The sequence below is a fragment of the Streptomyces sp. DH41 genome, assembly GCF_029813785.1.
Classification (GTDB): Bacteria; Actinomycetota; Actinomycetes; order Streptomycetales; family Streptomycetaceae; genus Streptomyces.
The window spans coordinates 15,922-39,564 of record NZ_JARVKY010000022.1; the positions used below are offsets into that span (position 1 = coordinate 15,922).

Annotated in this window: 19 protein-coding genes; 18 read left to right on the top strand and 1 reads right to left on the bottom strand. The window is 72.1% G+C overall.

All coding sequences use genetic code 11. The features are described 5' to 3' along the window. Positions 1 to 224 precede the first annotated feature (224 nt). From QC283_RS29645 to QC283_RS29700, 13 genes are all read left to right on the top strand, one after another. Positions 225 to 1,232 (top strand): aldo/keto reductase, encoded by a 1,008-nt coding sequence (locus QC283_RS29645; protein ID WP_279564797.1) that lies wholly within the window; start codon positions 225 to 227, stop codon positions 1,230 to 1,232. Positions 1,233 to 1,358: 126 nt separating this feature from the next. Continuing rightward, positions 1,359 to 2,138, top strand: coding sequence for an HpcH/HpaI aldolase family protein (locus QC283_RS29650; RefSeq protein ID WP_279564798.1), 780 nt, complete (start codon positions 1,359 to 1,361; stop codon positions 2,136 to 2,138). Further along, on the top strand, positions 2,135 to 3,100 hold the full coding sequence (locus tag QC283_RS29655; protein ID WP_279564799.1) for a phosphoglycerate dehydrogenase: 966 nt from the start codon (positions 2,135 to 2,137) through the stop codon (positions 3,098 to 3,100). Before QC283_RS29650 ends, QC283_RS29655 begins: the two co-directional genes overlap by 4 nt. A gap of 104 nt (positions 3,101 to 3,204) precedes the next feature. Continuing rightward, entirely contained in the window at positions 3,205 to 4,623 is a 1,419-nt protein-coding gene (locus QC283_RS29660) for an Nramp family divalent metal transporter (RefSeq protein ID WP_279564800.1), read from the top strand. A 92-nt stretch (positions 4,624 to 4,715) separates the two neighbouring features. Then, positions 4,716 to 5,123 carry an SseB family protein gene (locus QC283_RS29665; RefSeq protein ID WP_279564801.1) on the top strand — a complete coding sequence of 136 codons (408 nt, stop codon included), beginning with the start codon at positions 4,716 to 4,718 and terminating at the stop codon, positions 5,121 to 5,123. Beyond that, entirely contained in the window at positions 5,120 to 5,773 is a 654-nt protein-coding gene (locus tag QC283_RS29670; protein ID WP_279564802.1) for a hypothetical protein, read from the top strand. Before QC283_RS29665 ends, QC283_RS29670 begins: the two co-directional genes overlap by 4 nt. A gap of 2 nt (positions 5,774 to 5,775) precedes the next feature. Next, a complete protein-coding gene (locus QC283_RS29675; protein ID WP_279564803.1) occupies positions 5,776 to 10,536 on the top strand; it encodes a putative T7SS-secreted protein in 4,761 nt (1,586 codons plus the stop codon). 23 nt (positions 10,537 to 10,559) lie between these two features. Beyond that, positions 10,560 to 10,895, top strand: a complete 336-nt coding sequence (locus QC283_RS29680; RefSeq protein ID WP_279564804.1) for a hypothetical protein — start codon at positions 10,560 to 10,562, stop codon at positions 10,893 to 10,895. Between the two features lie 172 nt (positions 10,896 to 11,067). Next, on the top strand, positions 11,068 to 11,145 hold the full coding sequence (locus tag QC283_RS39680; protein ID WP_370443954.1) for a 50S ribosomal protein bL37: 78 nt from the start codon (positions 11,068 to 11,070) through the stop codon (positions 11,143 to 11,145). Positions 11,146 to 11,259: 114 nt separating this feature from the next. Then, the gene (locus QC283_RS29685; protein ID WP_279564805.1) at positions 11,260 to 12,633 is read left to right on the top strand and encodes an APC family permease; all 1,374 of its coding nucleotides are present in this window, start codon (positions 11,260 to 11,262) and stop codon (positions 12,631 to 12,633) included. Positions 12,634 to 12,715: 82 nt separating this feature from the next. Continuing rightward, on the top strand, positions 12,716 to 13,375 hold the full coding sequence (locus QC283_RS29690) for a TetR/AcrR family transcriptional regulator (protein WP_279564806.1): 660 nt from the start codon (positions 12,716 to 12,718) through the stop codon (positions 13,373 to 13,375). 404 nt (positions 13,376 to 13,779) lie between these two features. Then, a complete protein-coding gene (locus tag QC283_RS29695; protein ID WP_279564807.1) occupies positions 13,780 to 15,372 on the top strand; it encodes an MFS transporter in 1,593 nt (530 codons plus the stop codon). A gap of 344 nt (positions 15,373 to 15,716) precedes the next feature. Beyond that, positions 15,717 to 16,184 (top strand): DUF7144 family membrane protein, encoded by a 468-nt coding sequence (locus QC283_RS29700; protein WP_279564808.1) that lies wholly within the window; start codon positions 15,717 to 15,719, stop codon positions 16,182 to 16,184. Positions 16,185 to 16,258: 74 nt separating this feature from the next. On the opposite strand, the gene QC283_RS29705 is transcribed toward QC283_RS29700, so the two are convergent. Continuing rightward, entirely contained in the window at positions 16,259 to 19,402 is a 3,144-nt protein-coding gene (locus tag QC283_RS29705) for an FAD-binding and (Fe-S)-binding domain-containing protein (RefSeq protein ID WP_279564809.1), read from the bottom strand. Positions 19,403 to 19,687: 285 nt separating this feature from the next. Here QC283_RS29705 and QC283_RS29710 point away from each other — a divergent pair, with 285 nt between their 5' ends. From QC283_RS29710 to QC283_RS29730, 5 genes are all read left to right on the top strand, one after another. Beyond that, a complete protein-coding gene (locus tag QC283_RS29710; RefSeq protein ID WP_279564810.1) occupies positions 19,688 to 20,080 on the top strand; it encodes a cell division protein SepF in 393 nt (130 codons plus the stop codon). A 187-nt stretch (positions 20,081 to 20,267) separates the two neighbouring features. Next, positions 20,268 to 21,431, top strand: coding sequence for an ATP-binding protein (locus tag QC283_RS29715; protein ID WP_279564811.1), 1,164 nt, complete (start codon positions 20,268 to 20,270; stop codon positions 21,429 to 21,431). After that, complete coding sequence (locus tag QC283_RS29720; RefSeq protein ID WP_279564812.1) at positions 21,428 to 21,814, top strand: nucleotide pyrophosphohydrolase; 387 nt, start codon at positions 21,428 to 21,430, stop codon at positions 21,812 to 21,814. Before QC283_RS29715 ends, QC283_RS29720 begins: the two co-directional genes overlap by 4 nt. A gap of 224 nt (positions 21,815 to 22,038) precedes the next feature. Then, positions 22,039 to 22,509, top strand: a complete 471-nt coding sequence (locus QC283_RS29725) for a DUF6099 family protein (protein ID WP_279564813.1) — start codon at positions 22,039 to 22,041, stop codon at positions 22,507 to 22,509. Between the two features lie 120 nt (positions 22,510 to 22,629). Continuing rightward, positions 22,630 to 23,553 carry an LLM class F420-dependent oxidoreductase gene (locus tag QC283_RS29730; protein WP_279564814.1) on the top strand — a complete coding sequence of 308 codons (924 nt, stop codon included), beginning with the start codon at positions 22,630 to 22,632 and terminating at the stop codon, positions 23,551 to 23,553. Positions 23,554 to 23,643 lie beyond the last annotated feature (90 nt).

Sequence of the window (23,643 nt, forward strand, 5' to 3'; positions counted from 1 at the left end):
TCCGCAGCCCGGCGCCGGTGCGCACGGGCGGTCGCGCGGCACCCGTGGCCTGGGCGTCCGCAGTGCTCCGATGATGGCACAGCTTGCGTGATTCGCGCGAGACTCTTGCGTAGAACGCGCAGTCGTGCGAGCGTTCCTCCACCGCGACAAACGGCCGTCGTCCCCGCACCGCCACTCCTGGAAGGGCGCCACGGCACGGCATCCGCACTCGGAAGGAACAGCGCGTGAGCACCGGCACCAGCCCTGGCCCCGGCCCACAGGGAATCGAGCTCCCACAGGTCCCCGTCCCCCTGTCCCGCCTGGTGCTGGGCACCATGACCTTCGGCGACACCGTCGACCACGCGGGCGCCGCCGCCATGCTGGACACCGCGCTCGACGCGGGCCTCACGGGCGTGGACACGGCCAACGGCTACGCGGGGGGCGAGAGCGAGCGGATCCTCGCCGAACTGCTGCCCGGGCGCCGGGACCGGATCGTGCTGGCCACGAAGGCCGGCATCCCGCACCCCGACCAGGGTGAGCACGCCCCGCTCTCCCCGGCCGGCCTCCGTGCCGCGCTCGAGGGCAGCCTCAAGAGGCTCGGTACCGACCACGTGGACCTCTTCTACCTGCACCAGCCGGACCGCCGTACACCGCTCGCCGAGACCCTCACGACCGTGGCGGAGCTCTTCGCGGAGGGGAAGATCCGCGCACTCGGCGTGTCCAACCACGCCGCCTGGCAGATCGCCGAACTGTGCCGCACCGCCGACGAGGTCGGCGCCCCGCGGCCCGTCGTCGCGCAGCAGCTGCACAACCTCCTCGCTCGCCGGATCGAGGAGGAGTACGTCGAGTACGCGGCGGTGAGCGGTCTGCGCACCGTGGTCTACAACCCCCTCGGCGGCGGCCTCCTCACCGGCCGGCACCGCTTCGACGCCGACCCCGCCGCGGGCCGCTTCGGCGACTCGAAGCTCGCCGCGATGTACCGGCAGCGCTACTGGAACGAGGACCTCTTCGCCGCCGTCGGCCGCCTCGCCGCGATCGCCGACGAGGCGGTCCTCCCCCTCACCGACCTCGCCCTGCGCTGGCTGCTGGACCGCCCCTCCACCGACGCGCTGCTGCTCGGCGGCTCACGGCCGGAACACCTGCGGGCCAACATCGCCGCCGCGCAGGCGGGACCGCTGCCCGCGGACGTGACCGCCGCCTGCGACGCGGTGGGTGCCGCGCTGCGCGGCCCGATGCCCGCCTACAACCGCTGACGCGCCTGTGACCGTTGACGCGCCTGCGACCGTTGACGCGCGCCCCAGCCGCCGGCGCGCGCCGCCCCAGCCGCTGACGCGCCTGCGACCGCTGACCCACCGCCCTCAGAAGTCCGGAGACCCCTCATGACCACCGCCGCGCACTTCACCGCCGCACTGCGCGACCGCCAGCGCCTCATCGGCTACTGGTCGCTGCTCGACTCGCCCGTCGCCGCCGAGCGTCTCGCCCGGGTCGGCTACGACTACCTGGCCTTCGACGCCCAGCATGGCCTGTTCGGCTACCAGGGCCTGCTGAACAACCTGATCGCCACCGACACCCGCGGCTCCACCGCCGTCGGCATGGTGCGCGTCGAAGCCAATGATCCGACCTACATCGGCCGTGCGCTCGACGCGGGAGCCACCGCCGTCATCGTGCCGCTCGTCGACACGGCCCGGGACGCGGCCGACGCGGTCGCCGCGGTGCGGTACCCGCCGCACGGCCGCCGCTCCTACGGTCCCATGCGCGCCCAGCTGCGCATCGGCCCCGCTCCGGCCGACACCCACGAGCAGACCGCGGTCCTCGCCATGATCGAGACCGCGGACGGGCTCGCGAACGTCGAGGAGATCTGCGCCACCCCGGGCCTCGACGGTATCTACGTCGGCCCGTCCGACCTGCGCCTGGCCATCGGCGGCAAGACCTCCACCGACCCGGACGTCGCCGAGGAGTTCGAGCGGGCCCTGACCCGGATCCGCAAGGCCGCCGAGGCCGCCGGCATCGCCGCGGGCATCCACAACGGCGACGGTGCGAGCGCCGCCCGCCGGCTCTCCGAGGGCTTCACCTTCGCCTCCGTGGCCGCCGACGTGGTCCACCTTCAGCAGGCCGCCGCCGCGCACCTCGACGCCGCGCGCGAGGAGGACGGGAAATGAGCACACCGGGCCGGGGCCGCACCACGCTCATCACCACCCCCACGTTCGCCCGGCACTCGCCGGACCCCTGGACCCTGCTCGCGGACGGCGGCGCGGGCCCGGTCCGCCCCTACGAGGACCGCGCCCTGCCACACGACGAGCTGCTGCGGCGGATCGCCGGCGCCGACGCGCTGGTCGCCGGCATGGACCCGGTCACCGCCGAGGTCATGGACGCGGCCCCGCGCCTGAAGGTCATCGCCAAGCACGGCGTCGGCACCGACACCATCGACCTGGCCGCCGCCCGCGACCGCGGCATCCCCGTCGTCTGCGCGCCCGGCTCCAACGCGCGGGCCGTCGCCGAGTTCACCTTCGGGCTCGTCCTCGACGCCACTCGCCGGATCAGCGCCTCCCACACCGCCGTCGTCGAGGGCGGCTGGCCCAAGCTGTTCGGCCCGGAACTGCACGGCAGGACGATCGGAGTGGTCGGCTTCGGCCGGATCGGGCGACTCGTCGCCGGCTACGCGAGCGCCTTCGGCATGCGGGTGCTCGCCCACGACCCGTACGTCCCCGGCGACGCGGTCACCGAGGCGGACGCCGAACCCGTCACGCTCGACGCGCTCCTCGCCCACGCCGACGTCGTCACCCTGCACCTGCCGCCCACCGGAGAACCGCTGCTGAACGCCGCCCGGCTGGCCGCCATGAAGCCCGGCGCGATCCTCGTCAACGCCGCCCGCGGCGGCCTGGTCGACGACGCCGCGCTGGCCGCCGCCCTGCACTCCGGTCACCTGGCCGCCGCCGCGCTCGACGCCTTCGCCGTCGAGCCCCTCCCGGACGGCCACGTCCTGCGCACGGCCCCCCGGCTGACCCTCACCTCCCACATGGCCGCCTGCACCCCGGAGGCCAACCGCGCGATGGGCCTGATGGTCGCCGAGGACATCCTCCGCGTCCTCGCCGGCGAGTCCCCGCACCACGCGGCCCGCTGACCTCGGCCGCCGATCCAAGCCCCCCCCTTGACCCCACTGCCCCCACCCGCCCTTTTGGCCTTCCGCTCCGGCGACGACGCCGGATCCAGCAAAGGAACACCGCCATGTCGACCACCGCCACCGCCGCCAAGGCGGAGCACGCGCAGGCCGATCCGTACGCCCTGCGCCCCGAGGACGCCCGACCGGCACCCACGGTCTTCCGTGACCGGCTCCGGCATCTCGGACCCGGCTTCGTCCTGTCGGCCGCCGTCGTCGGCTCCGGAGAACTGATCACCACCACCGCCCTCGGCGCCGAAGCGGGCTTCGCACTGCTGTGGCTGGTGATCGTCTCGACCGCGGTCAAGGTCTGGGTCCAGATGGAACTGGCCCGCTGGACCATACTCAACGGGCGCACCGCGCTGGAGGGCTACCGCGAGGTCGGCCCGCGCATCGGCCGCCTGGGCTGGATCAACTGGCTGTGGATCGGCATGGACTTCGCCAAGATGTTCCAGCGCGGAGGCATCATCGGCGGTACGGCGGCGGCGTGCTCGGTGCTGTGGCCGATAGTCGGCGAGCCGCTCAGCTGGGGGTCCCTGGCGCTGTGGGCCGTGGTCGTCACCCTCGCCGCCATCCTGCTGCTGCAGTCCGGCAAGTACAGCCTCGTGGAACGCGCCTGTCTGGTATCCGTCGTCGTCTTCACCCTCGTCACGGTCAGCCTCGCGGTCGGTCTGCCCGGCACCGAGTTCGGCTACGGCACCGACGACCTGGGCAGCGGCTTCGGCTTCGAGATCCCGGCCGGCACCGTCGGCATCGCCCTCGCGGTCTTCGGCATCACCGGTGTCGGCGCCGACGAGATGACGACGTACACCTACTGGTGCCTGGAGAAGGGCTACGCCCGCTGGACCGGCCCCGACGACGGCAGCGAGGAGCGGGCCCGTCGTGCCGAGGGCTGGATCAAGGTGATGCGCCTGGACGCGCTGGCCGGCCTGGCCGTCTGCGTGCTGTGCACCCTGTCCTTCTACGTCATCGGCGCGTCCGTGCTGCACCCGCAGGGCCTCGTGCCCGAGGGCAACGAGATGATCACGACGCTCTCGCGCATCTACACCGACACCATGGGCCCCTGGGCGGAGTACCTGTTCCTCTTCGGAGCCCTCGCCGTCCTCTTCTCCACCCTCATCGGCTCCACGGCGTCCGTGCCCCGGCTGTGGACCAACACGCTAGGCCTGCTCGGCGTCATCGACTGGAGCGACGTCCGCTCCCGTACTCGCACCATCCGCATCCTCACCTGGTGCCTGCCCCTGCTGTGGACCGTCTTCTTCCTGTGGGTGCAGTCGCCCGTGCTGATGGTGCAGATCGGCGGCATCGGAGGCGGGATCTTCCTGCTCGCCGTGGTCGTCGCCGTCTGGCGACTGCGCTACACCGGAGTACCGCCCCGCTTCCGCAACAACCCGTGGCTGACCGCGGCCCTGGTCGTCAGCAGCATCGCCATCCTGTGCGTCGGCGTCTACGGAGTCCTCGAAACGCTGGGCGCGGTACCGGAGTAGGCGCCTCCGCCCTCTGCAGGAGAACCGTCGGCACCGCCGCACGCGTCCTGATCTACGGTTTCCACGATCAGCAGGGGATGTGAGAGGTACTCATGGAGCGGGCAGGGACAGCGCTGGCGGAGCGGATCGCCGAGCGTCGAGCGGGTGTGGGCGACCCTCGGGCCATGGTCGGTGAGATGCGGCGTGCCGTCCTGTTGGTGCCGATCGATGGTGGGGGCTTGTGGTCGGCGCACTCGGGCGGAGTGCGCTGGATCTGCGCCTTCACCGACGAGACCGCGCTGGCCCGGTTCGCCCTTCGGCAGGGAAGCGGTGACCGGCCGATGGACTACGCGGCGCTGCTGGGCGCCCGTCTCGTCGACGAGGTCGTGCCGTCGCTGGGCGAGCCCGCGGGTGTGGCCGTGGACATCGCTTCCGAAGACGGGTCGATGTTCTTCCCGCCGGTCGCGGGCATCGTCCCGGACGCCGCCGCCGTGGGCGCCCGGGAAGGGAGCCGGGTGTGAGCGAGGACGGGCTGGACATCAAGCTCGGCCGGGAGGCCGTCGCGAGATTCACGCGGGGCGTGGGCGCGGTCATCGACGAGCTCGGTGAGCTGGGCGGCGCCACGGGGTCGGTCATGGGCAAGGGCTTCTCGGAGCTGTCGATGACGGGGATGGAGGCCGGGCACCACGGCCTGTCGGTGGACTTCGAGGACTTCTGCGAGCGCTGGGAGTGGGGAGTGCGCGCCCTGGTCAGCGACGCGAGCGCGCTCTCCCACCGGCTGGGCCTGGCAGCGGGCACGCAGTGGGAGCACGACCAGTACATCGCGGGCACGCTGAAGGTGGGCCTCAACTCCGTGATGGGCGGCAACCCGCACGCCTCTGAGGAGGAGATCACCCAGCAGGGCTGGGGAGACGTGTTCACCCCGGACTACCTCGACCCGGACTGGAGCGCGGAGTCGTTCGAGCGGGCCGGTGCGGAGATGGAGCAGACCTGGAAGGACACCGGCCGCACCGTCATGACCGAAGGGCAGGGCGGGCAGCGTTCGGAAATCCTCACCGACGCGCTCGGCATCTCCGACGACCAATGGAACCGGGCTCTGGACGACACGTTCGGCCCGTCGCCGGAGGAACGCGCCCGGCAGACGCAGCAGGGTGAACACGGGGGCAGCTGAACATGGGCATCGGCGATTTCATCAAGGACATCACGCCGGACTCCGTCGAGAACGTGGTCGAGGACGGAGTGGAGTGGGCCGGCAACCGGGTCGAGGACGCGGGCAACTGGACCGCGGACCGGCTCGACGACGTCGGCTGGGAGTCCGGCGCGGACTGGGTGCGCGAACAGTCGCGCTCGGTCGCGAACCGGATGGGCGCCGAGGTCGACGAGATGGACCTCGGGCAGACCGAGGACAAGACGAAGCTCGTCTACGGCAGCCCGGACAAGATCCGGTCCACCGCACAGACACTGCGCGCGTTCCAGACGGCCTTCGACGACGCCGGAAGCGGCCTGAAGGGCCTGGACTCCTCGCAGCTCAAGGGCGAGACGGCCGAGGCCCTGCGCAAGGCCGTGACGACGCAGCCGCCGAAGTGGTTTACCGGCGCGGACGCCGTGGAGGAGGCGGCCGCCGCTCTGGAGGCGTTCGCCGGGACGGTGACATGGGCGCAGACGCAGGCGCAGACGGCGATCGACAAGTGGAAGGAAGGTGTCAAAGCCTCGGAGGAGGCCGCTGACGCCCACCGCAAGAAGGTCGACGCCTACAACGGGGCCGTCGACCGCTACAACGCGCAGCCCGCCGACCGGCGTGACCCGTCCACGCTGCCGCCCTGTCCCGCGCCGACGTTCGAGGACCCGGGCAAGAAGCTGATGCAGGAGGCGCAGGACATCCTGACCGAAGCCCGTACGCAGCGGAACACGGCCGCGGAGACCGCCCGCTCCTCGGTCCGAGCCGCCCGGGACAAGGCTCCGCAGAAGCCGTCGTACGCGGAGCAGGCGATCGGCGGCCTCGCGGAGCTGCAGATCATGGGCGACCATGTCGGCGGCGGGATCATCAAGGGCACGGCGGGACTGCTCAACTTCGTCCGCGGGATCAACCCGCTGGACCCTTACAACATCACCCACCCCGCCGAGTACGCCACCAGCCTCAACAGCCTGGCCGCGGGGCTGGTCGTCGCCGCGAACGATCCGGTCGGCACCGGCAGGCAGATGATCAGCGACTTCATGAAGGACCCCTATGAGGGCTTCGGCCGCCTGGTGCCCGATGCCGCGCTGACCGTGGCCACCGGCGGGGGCGGCGCCGCTGTCAAGGCCGTACGCCTCACCGCCGACGCCGCGGACGCCGCCCGACTGCGCAACCTCGTCGACGACGCACCGGACGGCGCCCACGACCGCCCCGACTCGACCCGCACCACCGACGGCACCGACCCCGTCGACCTGGCCTCCGGCCGCATGTTCCTCCCGCAGACGGATCTCGCGATCCCGGGCATCCTGCCGCTCGCCTTCACCCGTCGCACCGAATCCGGCTGCGCGGCCGGCCACTTCCTCGGCCCGGCCTGGACCTGCACCGTCGACGAACGCCTGGCCATCGACCCGGTCGGCGTGGTCCACGTGAGCGCCGACGGCCTGCTGATCACCTACCCGCACCCCGTCCCCGGTGTCCCCACCCACCACGAAACGGGCGCCACCCGCGCCCTCCTCGCGCGCGATCCCGACGGTGACTACACGCTCACCGACCCCGACACCGGCCTGACCCGCCACTTCACCGCCCCGCCCGGCAGTGAACCCGGCGGCGACGGAACCGCCTGGCTGGCCTCCGTCACCGACCGAGGCGGTCACGCCCTGACCATCGACCGCACCGACGACGGCCTCCCGCTCTCCCTGGTCCATTCCGCCGGTCACCGCGTGAGACTGACCACCACCGACGGTCGCGTCACCGCCCTCGCCGTCGCCGGCGCCGGCGAGAACGGCACCGACCTGCCGCTGATGTCCTACGGCTATCGGGACGGCAACCTCACCACCGTCACCAAACCCTCCGGCGCCACCACCACCTTCGTCTACGACGACCGCCGCCGCGTCACCGCCTGGATCGACTCCAACGACAGCCGCTACGACTACACCTACGACGACCGCGACCGAGTCATCGCCGAAGGCGGCGAAGCAGGTCACATCCAGATCACCCTCACCTACACCGAACCGCATCCGGACACCGGCCACCGCACCACCACCCTCACCACCGCCGACGGCCGCGCCACCCGTCATCTCATCGACCGCCGCTGCCGGGTGATCGCCACCACCGACCCTCTCGGCCACACCACCCGCTTCACCTACGACACCCACGGCAACCTCCTCACCCGCACGGACCCCCTCGGCCGCACCACCACCCACTCCTACGACGAGGAGGGCCGCGTGGTGTCCGCCACCCGGCCCGACGGGAGCGTTCTGCGTACCGTGCGCGGCCCGTTCGGCCTGCCGGTCGAGGTGACCGGTCCGGACGGGCACCGCACCGCCTACGCGTACGACGAGCTCGGCAACCGCACCTCGGTCACCGAGCCGACCGGGCACACCACGCACTACGGGTACGACCAGCACGGCCGCCTCGCGTCGGTCACGGACGCTCTCGGCGCCACGACGCGGATGGTCTGCGACGGCGCGGGCCTGCCGACGGAAGTCACCGACCCCGCCGGCGGCACCACCCGCCTGGAACGCGATGTCCTCGGCAGAGTCGTACAAATCACCGACCCGGTCGGTGGAGTGACTCGTTTGACCTGGGGCGCGGACGGCGGTCTCGTTCGCCGAACCGTCCCGGACGGCGCCACCGATTCATGGACCTACGACGGCGAGGGCAACTGCCTCACCCACACCGATCCGTCCGGAGGAGTGACCCGCTTCCAGTACACCCACTTCGACCTCCTCGCCGCCCGCACCGAGTCGGACGGCTCCCGTCACGAGTTCGAGTACGACACCGACCTGCGTCTGATCCGTGTGACCAACCCGCAGGGTCTTTCCTGGACTTACGAGTACGATCCGGCGGGACGCCTCGTATCGGAGACCGACTTCGACGGCCGGACCCTCACTTACCGTCTCGATGCGGCGGGGCAGTTGACGTCCCGGTCCGACGCCCTCGGCGGCGTGCTCACTCTGGAGCACGACCAGCTCGGCCGAATGATCAGGAAGGACGCCGGAGGCCGGATCACCACCTACGCGTACGACGCGTCGGGACGGCTCTCGCAGGCGTCCGGCCCGGACGGCGACCTGATCCGCCAGTACGACCGGCGTGGCCTGCTCAAGACCGAACTCGTCGACGGCCACGCCATCACCTACGCGTACGACGCCCTCGGCCGCCGGACCCGACGCGTGACCCCGGCCGGCCATGTCACCACGTACGCCTATGACGTGGCAGGCCGCCTCAGCCTGATGGACACGAGCGGCCACCAGGTCGACTTCACCCATGATGCCGCGGACCGTGAGGTGTCGCGCTCCTATGGTGACACGATGACCCTGTCGTCCGTCCGCGACGAGGTCGGCAGGCTTTCCGCCCAGTACCTCACGGCGGGTGGGCAGGCCCTGAACAGTCGTAGGTACACCTACCGTGCCGACGGTCACCTGACCTCCGTGGCCGATCAGCTGTCCGGCACCCGGTCCTTCGAGCTCGACGCCGCCGGCCGTGTCACCGCCGTCCAAGCCCGCGGATGGACCGAGCGCTACGCCTACGACCTCTCCGGCAACCAGACCGAAGCCTCCTGGCCCGCCACGCATCCAGGCCACGAGACGACCGGCCCCCGCACGTACACCGGCACCACGATCGCCCGTGCCGGCGACAGCCGCTTCGAACACGACCTTCTCGGACGCGTGGTCCTCAGGCAGCAGACCCGCCTGTCCCGCAAGCCGCGGACCTGGCGTTACGCGTGGGACTCCGAGAGCCGCCTCACCTCTGTCGTCACGCCGGACGGGACCCTCTGGAACTACCGTTACGACCCCCTGGGCCGCCGCATCGCCAAGCGGCGTCTCGCGGAGGACGGTGAGACCGTCCTGGAGGAAACCCGTTTCGCCTGGGACGGCATGGTCCTGTGCGAACAGACGACCGTCTCCCGTGACCTGCCCAACACCGTCGCGCTCACCTGGGACCATCACGGCTCGGCTCCCCTCGTCCAGACCGAACGCGTCCTCGCCCGCGACGCGGGTCAGCGGGAGATCGACCGCCGCTTCTTCGCCATTGTCACGGACCTCGTCGGCACCCCGACCGAACTGGTCGACGAGAACGGGGACATCGCCTGGCGTACCCGGTCCACCCTCTGGGGCACCACCGCCTGGAACCGCGGCAGCACCACCTATACGCCCCTCCGTTTCCCCGGCCAGTACCACGACCCCGAAACCGGCCTCCACTACAACCTCTTCCGGCACTACGACCCCGCCACGGCCCGCTACCTCACCCCGGATCCGCTCGGTCTCGCTCCGGCGCCCAACCCGGCCTCCTACGTCCACAATCCACACACCTGGACGGACCCGCTGGGTCTTTCTCCCTATCGGGAAGAGGGGGGAAAAGCGGAGATTGATTCACGAAAACTCGACTACCTGTTCAACAAGGACATCAAGCAGGACTCGCACAACTCACCCCGTGCACTGCAGAACGAACTGCAACTCCACCGGATCGGCATACCGGACACTCCGGAGATGCGGCAGTACCTCACCGACCATCTGGCGAGCGCTGCCCAACAGCCGTTCGGGCGCACGTTCACCAAGGAGTGGCCCGGCGGAAGCGGCGAATTCGGCGTGACCGAATCCGTCCTCCACGGTCCGCACGGAGCGCTCGGCGTCGAAAGTACCTGGCAGATCCTGCCGGAGGGCGGACATAGACTGTCCACGGTTATTTTCCGCGGCAGCGGCCCGAACGTGAGCATTCACGGCAGCCTGGACCACTGGCCGCCGTACAGTGGAAAGTGAAGGCGGACGTGTACCGAGAGTTTGTGATCCCCGACGACGAAGAGGTCTACGAGGCCGTCGGCGAGTGGCCGGATTCGGACGAGGACGGCGCACGGGTGCTCACGGTGCGGGATGCCGGCGGGCAATCTCTCACCCTTTCCTACGACGGGCTGGCGAGGTCGGTGAGGATCCGCTGGGTGAACGACCGGGGAATCGAGATGATGGATCTCTTCCGAGAGGGCGCAACGCGTCTTTCCACCACCTCGGAGCAATCGGCCAAGCACATCCTCATCGACTTCCATACGGGTGAGTGCGCGGGGACGACGGAGATCCAGCTGACGCCCCGCCTGTCGGTACGCGATCGCCTCCTTTTCCAGTAGGAAGCGCCGGCCGTGGTGACGTGGCCTGCGCGGGTGAGCCCTGTGACGTAGGCCACCCGGGTGTATTTCGGGGTCGGGTGTTTGCCGTCGCGTCAGTGGGAAAGGCGCTCCCTGGTCTCCGGGGTCACAATCCGGTGGATAGCACGTGAAAGCACAGGAAGTGGAGGGTTCGATGTCCTCGAAGCGACGTCGTAAGAAGAAGGCTCGCCGCAAGAACGGCGCGAACCACGGCAGCCGTCCGCAGAGCTGAGGACGGGTCGACGCATCGGGTGGGTGGCACATGCCGCCCACCCGAGTGCGTTCCGGGCGCGGCCCGCACGAAGATCATGGCGTGCTTCTCGTCCGGCGGGAAACCTGAGGCGCCATGGCGAGACTCGGAAAGCGGCAACCGGCGGACACCCGGGGCGGCCCGGCGCTCAAGCGGGCGCTGACCACCCCGTTGCTGTACTTCTTCATCCTGGGCGACGTACTCGGCGCAGGCGTGTACGTGCTGGTGGGGCAGGTGGCGGCCGACGCCGGGGGAGCGGTGTGGGTGCCGTTGGCCGTCGCCCTGCTGCTGGCGATGCTCACCGCCGGCTCCTACGCCGAGCTGGCCACGAAGTACCCGCGGGCGGGCGGTGCCTCCCACTACGCCACCCGCGCCTTCGGACCGTTCGCCGGCTTCGTCGCGGGGTTCTGCATGCTCGCCGCCGGCATCGTCTCCGTGGCCGCGCTGGCCCGGGGCTTCGGGGGCGACTACCTGTCGGCCTTCGTGACGCTGCCGGTCGGACTCGTCGCCGTGCTGTTCCTCGCCCTGCTCGCGCTGGTCAACGCGCGGGGCATCAAGGAGTCGACCCGCGCCAACGTCGTCGCCACCGTCGTCGAGGTCGGCGGCCTCCTCGTCATCGTCGTCCTCGGCGGCTGGCTGCTGCTGCGCGGCGACGGCGACGTGGCGCGGCTCGGGCAGCTCGGCACACCGGAGAAGGGGGCCGCGGCGGCCGTACTCAGCGGGTCCGTACTGGCGTACTACTCCTTCGTCGGGTTCGAGACGTCGGTGAACGTCGCCGAGGAGACCCGCGACCCCCGGCGTTCCTACCCGCGCGCCCTGTTCGGCGCCCTCGCCACGGCGGGCGCCGTGTACGTGCTGGTGGGCATCGCCGCGTCCGTGGCGGTACCGACCGACCGGCTGGCCGAGTCCAGCGGACCGCTGCTGGAGGTCGTCGAGGCGGCCGGTGGCGTGCCCACCCGGCTGTTCAGCGCCATCGCGCTGGTCGCCGTGGCGAACGGCGCGCTGCTCACCGGCATCATGTCCTCCCGCCTGGCCTACGGCATGGCCCGGGACGGGCTGCTGCCCGCCGCGCTGACCAAGGTGCTGCCCGGCCGCCGTACGCCGTGGGCCGCGATCGCGGTCACGACCCTGCTGTCGATGCTCCTCGCGCTCACCGGCAGCGTCGCCACCCTGGCGTCCACCCTGGTCCTGCTGCTGCTCGTGGTCTTCCTCATCGTCAACACGGCCGTGCTCGTGCTGCGCCGTGACCCGGGTGAGGCCGACGAAGGCGCCGGCCATTTCAGGGCCCCGACCGTGCTCCCCGTGCTGGGCATCGCGTCCTGCGTCGTGCTCGCCACGCAGATCGAGGCCGCGGTGTGGCTGCGCGGGCTGCTGGTCGTGGCGGTGGGGACGGTGCTCGCCGCGTTCGCCGCCGTACGGGGGACAGCCGGGGGTACCGACCGGGGTGCGGGGCGGGACGGGAGCGAGTGACCGGGGGCGGGCCGCTGGTCGGGGCGGAGAGCGGCCTCCGTGCCAGAATGAGAGGCCCCGACGCCCCGCCCCAGAGGTAACCGTGACCAAGCCGCCCGTCGCCCGTGAGCCGCAGCGACGCAACGCTCGGACCAACCGGGCGCGCATCCTGGCCACGGCCCGCCGGGAGCTGGGCCGGAACCCGGACACCACCCTCGAGGAGCTCGCCCGCGCCGCCGGTGTCGTACGGCGTACCCTCTTCGGTCACTTCCCCGGGCGCTCGGCGCTGCTGGAGGCCCTTGCCGAGGAGGCTTCCGAGGTGCTGCGCGGCGCGATGGACGCCGGGGCGGAGCTGACCGGGCCGGCCGAACCGGCCGAGCGCGCGCTTGCCCACTTCACCCTGCTGATGTGGCCCGTGGGCGACCGCTACCGGATGCTCCTGGCGCTGGCCCGGCACGACCTGGGTGTGGAGCGCGTGTCCGAGATCCTGGCCCCGGCCCGCGCCGAGGTCACCGCCATCCTGGAGCGTGGGCAGCGCGACGGCGTCTTCCCCGGTCACCTGCCGCCCGCCGTGCTGAGCGCCGGGCTGGAGGCGATGACCGTCGCGCTGCTGGAGCAGGTCAACACCGGTGCGCTCGAGGACGACGGCACCCGGGTGGCGGTCGCCCAGCTCATCGCGGCCGGCGTCCCGGAGCGGCGGGCCCGCGCGGTGGTCGGTGAGGTCGCCCCGACGGTGCCGGCGGAGGCCGTCCCGGCAGAGTGAGGCACCGGCCGCACCTCCGTGCGGCGGTCGCTCACGCCTGAGAGCGGGCCGCCGGCCCCGCGCAGCCCCCGCACCGTCCCCGCCCCCGTCACGTCTCCGCTCTCCACCCCGGCGACGGTCGACGCGGCCACGGCGGCGCCCGTGCCGTCCTCGTCCCGGGCCCCGGCACCGCGCGCAGCCCAGGAGTGCCGGGCAGGCGGCCTCCAGTGCCGCGCCGAGCACGCCTGCCGTCCCGGCGCGTCCGAGCCGACGACCGCGCGCCGTACCGCCTCGGGGGAGGCGGCCGCCCGCCGTCCACGGGGAATGCCGAACCTTATTTGCACACCCCTGTGCAACAAACTACTCTGCGACAGTCTGCACATCGGTGGGCAATTAACTTGCCTGCGTTCTCCTGGGAGCCCCCCATGCCACTCCTGGCCACCACACCCGTCGAGAAGATGACCGGGCCGTACGCACGGCGTTGGTGGGCTCTCCTCGTGCTGTGTCTGAGCCTGCTGATCGTCGTCATGGCCAACACGTCCCTGATCGTGGCCGCACCGGCCATGACCGCCGACCTCGGCCTGAGCAGCAGCGATCTGCAGTGGGTCATCGACGGCTACACCGTCCCGTACGCCGCGCTGATGCTGGTGCTCGGCTCGATCGGCGACAAGTACAGCCGTCGCGGCGCCCTGATCACCGGTCTGGTGATCTTCGCGGGCGGTTCGGTGATGGGCAGTCTGGTGGAAGAGACCGGACTGGTCGTCGCAGCCCGTGCTGTCATGGGCGTCGGCGCCGCCGTCGTCATGCCGGCCACGCTGTCCCTGCTGGTCGCGGTCTTCCCCAAGGGGGAGCGGGCCCGCGCGATCACCGCCTGGACTGCCACCTCCGGCCTCGCCATCGCGGTCGGCCCGCTGGTCGCCGGCTGGCTCCTGGAGGACCACTCCTGGGGCTCGACCTTCCTGGTCAACGTCCCCATCGCGGTCGCCGCCGTCGTCGGTGCGCTGCTCCTCGTACCGCCGTCCAAGGCGGCCGGCATGGGCCGGATCGACTACGTGGGCGGCCTGCTCTCCATCGTCTCCGTCGGCAGCCTGGTGTACGCGACCATCGAGGGCCCGCACTTCGGCTGGGGCGCCGGCCCGGTCGCCGCGGCCGTCGTCGCGGGCGTCGGCCTGGTCGCCTTCGTGTGGTGGGAGCTGCGTCACCCGCACCCCATGCTGGACGTGCGCAGGTTCCTGCTGCGGCCCTTCAGCGGATCGATGCTGGCGGTGCTGTTCTTCTTCTTCGGCACCTACGGCGCCATCTACTACGCCACGCAGTTCCTGCAGTTCGTGCTCGGGTACGGCGCGCTGGAGACCGGCGTACGGCTGCTGCCGCTGGCCGGGGCCGTGTTCGTCGGCGCCGCGGTGACCGGGAAGCTGACCCCGAGGCTGGGTGTGAAGGCGATGGTCGGCTCCGGCATGGTGATCGGCACCGTCGGTGTCTTCCTGCTCGTCCTCATCGAGAAGGACTCCGCCTACGCCGACTTCCTGGCCCCGATGCTGCTGCTCGGCCTCGCGATCGGGCTGAGCGTGTCCCCGGCCACCGACACCATCATGGGCTCCTTCCCGGAGAGCGAACTGGGCGTCGGCGGCGGTGCCAACGACACCGCCCTGGAGCTCGGCGGTTCGCTGGGCATCGCCGTACTGGGCTCCCTGCTCGGCACCGCCTACCGCGACGAACTCGCCGGCCTGGCCGGCGATCGCCTTCCGGCCGCCGCGCTGGACACCGCCCAGGACTCCGTGGGCGGCGGCCTGGCCGTCGCCGAGCGGCTCGCGACGAACCCCGCCGCCGGACCCCGCCAGGCCGAGGCCCTCGCCGACGCGGTGAACCAGTCCTTCGCCCACGGCGTCGCCACGACCAGCCTCGTCGGCGGGATCATCATGGCCGCCGGCACCCTGATCGTCCTCGCCGTCCTGCCCGGCCGCCGCGCCCGGCAGCGGCCCGGGGAGAAGCCGGCCGGGGCCCGGGAGACGGAGTAGGAAGACTTCCTGGAGCGCTGCTCCAGGGAGGCGGGCCTGCGGGCCTTGGCACGGCTCCGTCAGTCGGGCCGGTCCCGCTCGGTCCGCCGGACCACCATGTCGCGCGTTCCACGTAGCGCGCGTTCGCATATGCGCTTCAGCGAACGTGAGGCGGAGGCGGGTCGCACGCGCACGGTTCCGTGCCGGGAACCGGGCAGCGCGGGGCGGTCAAACCCCCTTCACCCGTTCGGCGGACCCGCATGGCCCCGCGAGGCGGCTGACCCCAGGCTCGGAGTGACCTGTCGGTGCCTCCGGGCGCCGGTGGGCCGAGGCCCGTACGGGGACACGAAGAAAGGACTCCGCTCATGAGCCAGCACGCCGCACCTTCTCCCGGCAGGCCGTCCCAGGGTGCCGAGGGCCCGTGGCCCCCGCGATCCGCTGACCGCTCCAGCGGCTGGGTGACCGGCGGCGTCGTCTTCGCGGGTGTCCTGATGCTGCTGAACGGCGCCCTCGCCGTCCTCCAGGGCATCGCGGCCATCGCCGAGGACGACGTGTACGCCCGCGTCGGCAGCTACGTGTACGAACTCAGCCTCACCGGCTGGGGCGTCATCCACGTCATCCTGGGCGTCCTGGTCCTCGTCACCGGCTACGGCCTGCTCAAGGACATGGCCTGGGCGCGCTTCGCGGGGATCTTCCTGGCCTCGCTGAGCCTCGTCTCCCAGTTCCTGTTCCTGCCGTACGCGCCCGTCTGGGCGGTGATCATGATGGCGATCGACGTGTTCGTGATCTGGGCGCTGGCCAGTCGCCAGGACCAGGCGGACCAGCGGGCCTGAGCGCCGCCGGCCGGCAACCGTCAGCGCCCTCCGTCAGCCGTCCGGCTGACGGAGGGCGCTGACGGCTCCGCGGTTCAGCGGCGGCGCCCCCGCCCCCGCGCCAGCCCCAGCGCCAGCGCCGCCGCAGTGCCGGCGGCGGCCCCCGTGCCCGCGAGGGCCAGGGTCTTCGCCCGCCGAGCCGGAGGCGAGGGCCGGGCGCCCGGCGCGGTCCCGTACGCGCTGCCCGGCACATCCCTGTCGTTCGCGGCGCCGGGCAGCGCGGAGGCCAGCAGTTCCGCCAGGTGCACGCCCTCGTGGCCGCCGCTGTCGAACTCGTGGATCTGCGTCCGGCAGCTGAAGCCGTCGGCGAGTACGACGGTCGACTCGTCCTCCTCCCGCAGCCGCGGCAGCAGCACCCGCTCCGCGCAGGCCTCGCTGACGTCCAGATGGCCGCGCTCGAAACCGAAGTTGCCGGCCAGCCCGCAGCAGCCGGAGTCCAGCCGCTCGGCGTCCACCCCGGCCCGGCGCAGCAGTTCCCGGTCGGCCTCCCAGCCGAGCACCGCGTGCTGGTGGCAGTGCACCTGGGCCACCGCCCGCGCGGACCGCTCCGGCACCCGCGGCGGCTCATAGCCCAGGGAGTGCTCGGTGAGCAGTTCCGACAGCGTCACCGTCTGCTCGCGCAGCCTGAGCACGTCCTGGTCGCCGGGGAACATCTCCGCCGCGTCCGCCCGGAACACCGCCGTGCAGCTCGGCTCCAGCGCCACCACCAGACCACCGGCCCGCACATGTTCCGCAAGGCCGCGCACGGTTCGGGTCAGGACCTTCCGCGCCGTCCCGAGCTGCCCGGTGGAGATCCAGGTCAGTCCGCAGCACAGCGGCTCGGCCGGCAGCTCCACCCGCCAGCCGGCGTGCTCCAGCACCCGTACCGCCGCCCGTCCGATGTGCGGGTGGAAATGGTTGGTGAAGGTGTCCGGCCACAGCAGCACGGTCCCGCGCCGCCCGTCGCCGTACGCCTCGTGGCGTGCGAACCACTGCTCGAAGGTCCGCTCCGCGAACAGCGGCACCTCACGGTCCGCCACTCCCGCGAGGGCCACCGCGACCTTCGACAGCAGCGGGGCGTGCGTGAGGGCGTTGACGACCGGCGCGAGGCGGGTGCGGCCCACGGCCTGCGCGAGCGCGGGCAGCCAGCCCATCGACCAGTCGGAGCGCGGCCTGCGCCAGGGCCGTCCCTCGTAGTGGTGGGACAGGAACTCCGCCTTGTAGGTGGCCATGTCCACGTCCGCCGGACAGTCCTTCTTGCACCCCTTGCAGGCCAGGCACAGATCGAGGGCGTCCTTGACCGCCTCCGACCGCCAGCCGTCCTGGATCGCGCCGTCCCCGTGCCCGTCGAGCATCTCGAACAGCAGCCGGGCCCGGCCCCGGGTGGAGTGCTCCTCCTCCCGCGTCACCTGGTACGACGGACACATCACCGTGCCGTCGCTGGTGTGCTGCCGGCACTTGCCGACGCCGACGCAGCGGTTGGCCGCCTGGGAGAACGAGCCTCCGTCGTGCGGGAAGCGGAAGCGCAGGTCGCGGGGCTCGTACGGGGCCCAGTCGCCGCCCAGGCGCAGGTTCTCGTCCAGCCCGTACGGCGCGACGACCTTCCCCGGGTTCATCCGGTCCAGCGGGTCGAAGACGGCCTTCAGCCGCCCGAACGCCCCCACCAGCTCCTGGCCGAACACGCGCGGCAGCAGCTCGCCCCGGCTCTGCCCGTCGCCGTGCTCGCCGGACAGCGACCCCCCGAACTCGACGACGAGATCGGCCGCCCGCTCCATGAACCTCCGGTACGTCGCCACCCCTCCCGCGGTGTAGAGGTCGAAGGGGATACGGGTGTGCACGCAGCCCTGTCCGAAGTGGCCGTACAGGCTGGGCCCGGTGTCGCTCTGGTATCCGAACTCCTCGAACAGGGCGCGCAGCCGCCGCAGGTAGTCGCCCAGTTTCTCCGGGGCGACCGCCGAGTCCTCCCAGCCCTCGAAGGTGTCGGGCTTGCCCGGGATGTGCGCGGTGGCGCCGAGTCCGGCCTCGCGCACCTGCCAGAGTCGCCGCTCGTTCGCCGGGTCGTCCATGAAGGCGCAGTCGGCGTCGTGTTCGGAGCGGTGCACCGCGCGGAGCATCCGGTGGGCCCGCGCGTCCGCCTCCTCGACGGTGTCGCCGCCGAACTGCGCCAGCAGGTAGGCGTTCCCGTCGGGCAGCTCGGCGAGGGCCTTCTCGTTGAGGCGCTTGATCCGCTCGTCGCGGACCAGCCGGGCGTCGACGCCCTCCAGCGCGATCGGCTCGTGCGGCAGGATGTCGGGCACCGCGTCGGCGGCCTTGTCGATGGTGCCGAATCCGAGGACCACCAGGGTGCGTTCCCTCACCACCGGCACCAGTTCCAGCTCCGCGCGCAGGACGGTGACCAGCGTCGACTCGCTGCCCACCAGAAGCCCGGCGACATCGAAGCCGTACTCCGGGAGCAGCGAGTCCAGGTTGTAGCCGGAGACCCGGCGCGGGACGTCCGGGAACCGGCGGCGGATCTCGTCCGCGTAGGTGTCGCGCAGGGCGCGCAGTCGCCGGTAGACGGTCGCCCGCAGATCGCCCTGCCGCTCGATCTCGGCGTACTCCTCGTCGCCGGTCTCCCCGCACCAGAAACGGGTGCCGTCGTAGAGCAGCACCTCCAGGCGCGCGATGTTGTCGACGACTTTGCCGTGCGCCTGTGCGGTGGCGCCGCAGGAGTTGTTGCCGATCATGCCGCCGATGGTGCAGTTGGCGTGGGTGGCGGGCTCGGGCCCGTAGCGCAGACCGTGCTGCGCGAGCTGCCGGTTGAGGTCGTCCAGCACGATCCCCGGCTGGACGACGCAGGTGCGGGCATCGGCGTCCACGGACTCCACCCGCGTGCAGTACTTCGACCAGTCGAGGACCACACCGGCGTTGGTGCACTGCCCGGCCAGACTCGTCCCGCCGCCCCGGGACAGCACCGGTGCGCCGAACTCCCGTGCCACGGCCACCGCCTCGGCGCCGGCCTCGGGGGTGCGCGGGACGACCACGCCGATGGGTGTCTGCCGGAAGTTGGAGGCGTCCGTGGAGTACGCGGCCCGGCTCCCGGCGTCGAAGCGGACCTCACCGTCGACCCGCTCCCGCAGGGCGGCTTGGAGGGAGGCGGTGTCGACCGGCGGGGGTGCGCCGTCACGAGTGACGGGTTCGGGCAGGTCCAGCGCACCCATGTGTTCTCCTTCGGGTGTCGGCGCGTACGACGGCGCCCGCGCGTGCGGAACAATGGCGCCCGCGCGTGCGGAACAATGGCGCCCGCGCGTGCGGGCAATGGCGCCCGTGCGAGCGGACAACGGCGCCCGCGCGTGCGGAGCGGCCGTCGCTGAGTACCCCGGCCGTCGCGGCGCAACCCACGGACACGGAGCGTGGCGAACCGTGTCGGTGTTGGGCCGAACGGGTGACTTGGCGTAAGAATTGGCTGGTGCAGGCAATGAAGGCGAGTGAAATCGGGGGAGCCGGTGAACAGCCACGACGTCACCGATGAACAGTGGGAAGGGCTCGCCCAGGTCGTTCCGTTGCGCGGGCGCGACGCTTGGCCGTCCGCGGTGGGCCACCGGGCGATGCCGGAGGCGGAGACGGAGACGCGTCGGCGTTTCGTCGTCCTGCGGGTCAACGTGTTCGCGGACGCCCGCGAGGTCGCGGAGATACTGATGGCGGGCATTCCGGTGCTCCTGGACCTGACCAGTGCGGAGACCGATGTCGCCAAGCGGGTCCTGGACTTCAGTACGGGCGTCGTCTTCGGCCTGGCCAGCGGTATGCACCGCGTCGACCGCAACGTCTTCCTGCTGACACCGGCCGGGACCGAGGTGAACGGGCTGATGGAGAGCGCGGCGGAGGTCCCCGGGATGTGACCGGGCGACCCGGCGACGGAGCGATCGGGGCCGAGGGGACTGACAGGGCCGACAAGTGATCCTCTCGACCCCCCAGGTGTGACGGTCCTCCCCGCCCTGACGGTCTCGTCCCCCGATCGGGGGAACGTCGTCCGGGCGGAACGGTTCACCACGGTTCGCCACGAGGTGGACTCCCTACGGTCCGCATATGGCCGTGTCGACTGCGTCAACGGTGTCCGCCGCTCCCGCCGCGCTCCACCCGGCCCGGCCCCACGTCACGGAGCTGCGGCTGTCCGCCTTCGCCGGGCACCGGCGTGCCGTGCTGCGGTTCGGGCCGCTCACCGTGCTCGCCGGGCCCAGCGGCTGCGGCAAGACCAGCGCGCTCAGGGCGTACGACGCCCTGGCCCGGCTCGGGGGCGGTGCCGAGCTCGGCGCGGTCTTCCCCGACCCGGTCGCCTGCGTGCCCGAGCGGGCCCGGCCCGACGCGCAGCAGCGCCGCGGCTTCCGCATCGGGTGCACCGCCGACGGGCCCGCCGGCCCGGTCCACCTCGATGTCGCCGTGCAGGCCGAGCCCGAGCTGCGCGTCGTGGGGGAGCGGTTGACGGCGGACGGCGTCGTACTGCTGGAGACCGCCCTGCGCGACCCCGGCCGCCGTGCCGTGCAGGCGGCCTGGCACACGGCCGGGTCGGCGCCCGTGACCCGCGCCCCGCTGCCGGACGACCGGCTCGGCACCCCCCTGCTGCCGCTGCGGGTGGCGGGCAGGACGGACGGGCAGCGCCGGGTGCTGGCCGCGGCCGAGCAGATGGTGGTGGCCCTGCGCTCCGTCTTCGCCTGCGATCCGCGGCCCGGCCGGATGCGGGAGCCCGTGCCCACCGGCTTCGGCCGCCTGCTCGGCGGCTGCGACAACCTCGCCGACGTGCTGTGGCGCACCCGCGCCGAATGCGGGAGGCGGCACGCGCAGTTCGTCGCGGCGGTACGGGCTGGATGCGCCGGCCCCGTCGCGGACGTCCTGGCCGAGCCGGCCGTCGACGGCGTGGTCCGCGCGCTCCTGGACCGGGGCGACGGCACCCGCACCGCCCTCGGGCGGCTCGGCTACGGCGAGCTGCGCTACCTCGCCCTCGCGCTGGTGCTGTTCACCGGCCCCGGTGTGCTGGAGGTCGACCCGGCCGGCGAGGTGCCCGCCGCGTTGCAGACGCTCACCGTCCTCGCCGACGGCTTCGACCGCGGCCTGGACGTGCGGCAGCGCGCGGAACTCCTCGGGCTGGCGGCCCGGATGTGCGACCGCGGGCACATCCGCCTCGTCGCGGCGGTCGCCGACGCCTCCTGGACGGCCGGGGCGGACGGTGTCACGGTGGTACACCTGGTCCCGTGACCGATCACCCCGACCTCGCGGCGTTGCGGCGCAGGCTGGCCGAGTTCGCCGCCGCGCGGAACTGGCAGCCGTACCACAACCCCAAGAACCTCGTCGCCGCGCTCAGCGTGGAGGCCTCCGAACTCGTCGAGATCTTCCAGTGGTTGACGCCCGAGCAGTCGGCCCGCGTCATGACCGACCCGGACACCGCGCACCGGGTGCGGGACGAGGTCGCCGACGTACTGGCGTATCTGCTCCAGTTCTGCGAGGTGCTGGGTGTCGACCCGCTGGCCGCGCTGGAGGCGAAGATCGAGCGGAACGAGCTCCGGTTCCCCGTGCCGGGAGGGCACACAGGGCAGGGGGAACAGGCGGGTCATGTGGAACGGGAAGACCGCGACGGCTGAGCGCGCGGGAGGAGCCGCGAGCGCTGAGCGCGTCGGAGCCGTGAAGGAGCCGCGAACTCCGTTATCACGCTCCGCAGTCAATAACGGGCCGGGATGCGATGTGGTGTCCGAAGATTTCCGCCTTCCTCTGGCTTTTCGCCCCACATGCCTTCACTCTGGGTAGTGGACAACGGAGTTCGGGCAGACGCGTCGAGGGGCGCGTCGGAGACAGACGGGGGCAGCGCATGGACGCTGTGCGGCTCATCGTGACGAGTGGGCGTGCCCTGGCGGCCGGCGGCGAGGTGCCGGACATCCTGACGGAGGTGTGGCAGGTGCAGGCACTGGCGCAGGCGATCGGCAGCCGGCTGGCGGTCTCCGGACCACCGGAGCTGCGTGGCGAGGCACTGGGACTGACCGAGCTCGCGGGCCGCGGCTGCGGGGTGCTGCGCACCCCGGAGCTGGCCCCGGGTGAGCTGCGCGCCGCCCAGCTCACCGAACTGGGCGACGCCCGTCAGGCCCTGATGCGCCTCGGCACCCTGCTCGGCGAGACCGGCATCGCCCTCATCGGCATCGCCTGCGCCGCGGACGACGAGGCGACGTACTGGCAGTGCATGGAGGCGATCGACGCGGCGGACGAGTCGCGGGACCGTGTCCTGGAAATGCTCCGCAGACTGGCGGACCGGGACGCGGAGTTACCGGAGCGGGAGGCGAGCTAGCCGGCCAGAACCCCGCGAGCCGCCGACCGCACCCCCGTTCACCCGCCGAAGAGGCCGGGAACGCGCCGAGCCACCGGGAGCCTGTGCGGCGCACCCGCGCCGAGCGGGCAGGATGGAGACATGGATCTCCGTATCTTCACCGAGCCCCAGCAGGGGGCCACCTACGACACCTTGCTCACCGTGGCCAAGGCCACCGAGGACCTTGGCTTCGACGCCTTCTTCCGTAGCGACCACTATCTCCGGATGGGCTCCGTGGACGGCCTCCCCGGCCCCACCGACGCCTGGATCACCCTGGCCGGACTCGCCCGCGAGACCAAGCGCATCCGGCTCGGCACGCTCATGACCGCCGGCACCTTCCGGCTGCCCGGTGTCCTCGCCATCCAGGTCGCGCAGGTCGACCAGATGTCGGGCGGCCGGGTCGAGCTGGGTCTGGGCGCCGGCTGGTTCGAGGAGGAGCACAAGGCGTACGGCATCCCCTTCCCGAAGGAGAAGTTCGCCCGCCTGGAAGAGCAGCTGGCGATCGTCACCGGTCTGTGGGCCACGGAGACGGGCAGGACCTTCGACTTCCACGGCAAGTTCTACGACCTCGCCGAATCGCCCGCGCTGCCCAAGCCCGCGCAGGCGAAGGTCCCCGTGCTCATCGGCGGTCACGGCGCCACCCGCACCCCCCGCCTGGCCGCCCAGTACGCCGACGAGTTCAACATCCCGTTCGCCTCGATCGAGGACACCGAGCGCCAGTTCGGCCGGGTGCGGGCCGCCGCCGAGGAGGCCGGGCGCGGGGCCGACGCGCTGACCTACTCCAACGCCCTCGTCGTCTGCGTCGGCAAGGACGACGCCGAGGTCGCCCGCCGGGCCGCCGTGATCGGCCGCGAGGTGGAGGAGCTGAAGGCCAACGGCCTGGCGGGATCCCCGGCCGAGGTCGTCGAGAAGATCGGCCGCTACGCCGAGGCCGGCGCGCAGCGGGTCTACCTCCAGATCCTCGACCTCGACGACCTGGACCACCTGGAGCTGATCTCCTCACAGGTCCAGTCCCAGCTGTCATGAAGCCGTGACGCCCACTCTCGAATAACAGAAGGCGCCGGTCACCCGCCCCGTGCGATGGTATGACCGCCGTCATGCCGGAGCCCCCGGGAT

Coding starts and splice junctions, on each gene's coding strand:
- QC283_RS29730 (WP_279564814.1), top strand. CDS start 22,630: ATGGATCTCCGTATCTTCACCGAGCCCCAGCAGGGGGCCACCTACGAC.
- QC283_RS29655 (WP_279564799.1), top strand. CDS start 2,135: ATGAGCACACCGGGCCGGGGCCGCACCACGCTCATCACCACCCCCACG.
- QC283_RS29700 (WP_279564808.1), top strand. CDS start 15,717: ATGAGCCAGCACGCCGCACCTTCTCCCGGCAGGCCGTCCCAGGGTGCC.
- QC283_RS29665 (WP_279564801.1), top strand. CDS start 4,716: ATGGAGCGGGCAGGGACAGCGCTGGCGGAGCGGATCGCCGAGCGTCGA.
- QC283_RS39680 (WP_370443954.1), top strand. CDS start 11,068: ATGTCCTCGAAGCGACGTCGTAAGAAGAAGGCTCGCCGCAAGAACGGC.
- QC283_RS29675 (WP_279564803.1), top strand. CDS start 5,776: ATGGGCATCGGCGATTTCATCAAGGACATCACGCCGGACTCCGTCGAG.
- QC283_RS29695 (WP_279564807.1), top strand. CDS start 13,780: ATGCCACTCCTGGCCACCACACCCGTCGAGAAGATGACCGGGCCGTAC.
- QC283_RS29685 (WP_279564805.1), top strand. CDS start 11,260: ATGGCGAGACTCGGAAAGCGGCAACCGGCGGACACCCGGGGCGGCCCG.
- QC283_RS29705 (WP_279564809.1), bottom strand. CDS start 19,402: ATGGGTGCGCTGGACCTGCCCGAACCCGTCACTCGTGACGGCGCACCC.
- QC283_RS29715 (WP_279564811.1), top strand. CDS start 20,268: ATGGCCGTGTCGACTGCGTCAACGGTGTCCGCCGCTCCCGCCGCGCTC.
- QC283_RS29660 (WP_279564800.1), top strand. CDS start 3,205: ATGTCGACCACCGCCACCGCCGCCAAGGCGGAGCACGCGCAGGCCGAT.
- QC283_RS29650 (WP_279564798.1), top strand. CDS start 1,359: ATGACCACCGCCGCGCACTTCACCGCCGCACTGCGCGACCGCCAGCGC.
- QC283_RS29725 (WP_279564813.1), top strand. CDS start 22,039: ATGGACGCTGTGCGGCTCATCGTGACGAGTGGGCGTGCCCTGGCGGCC.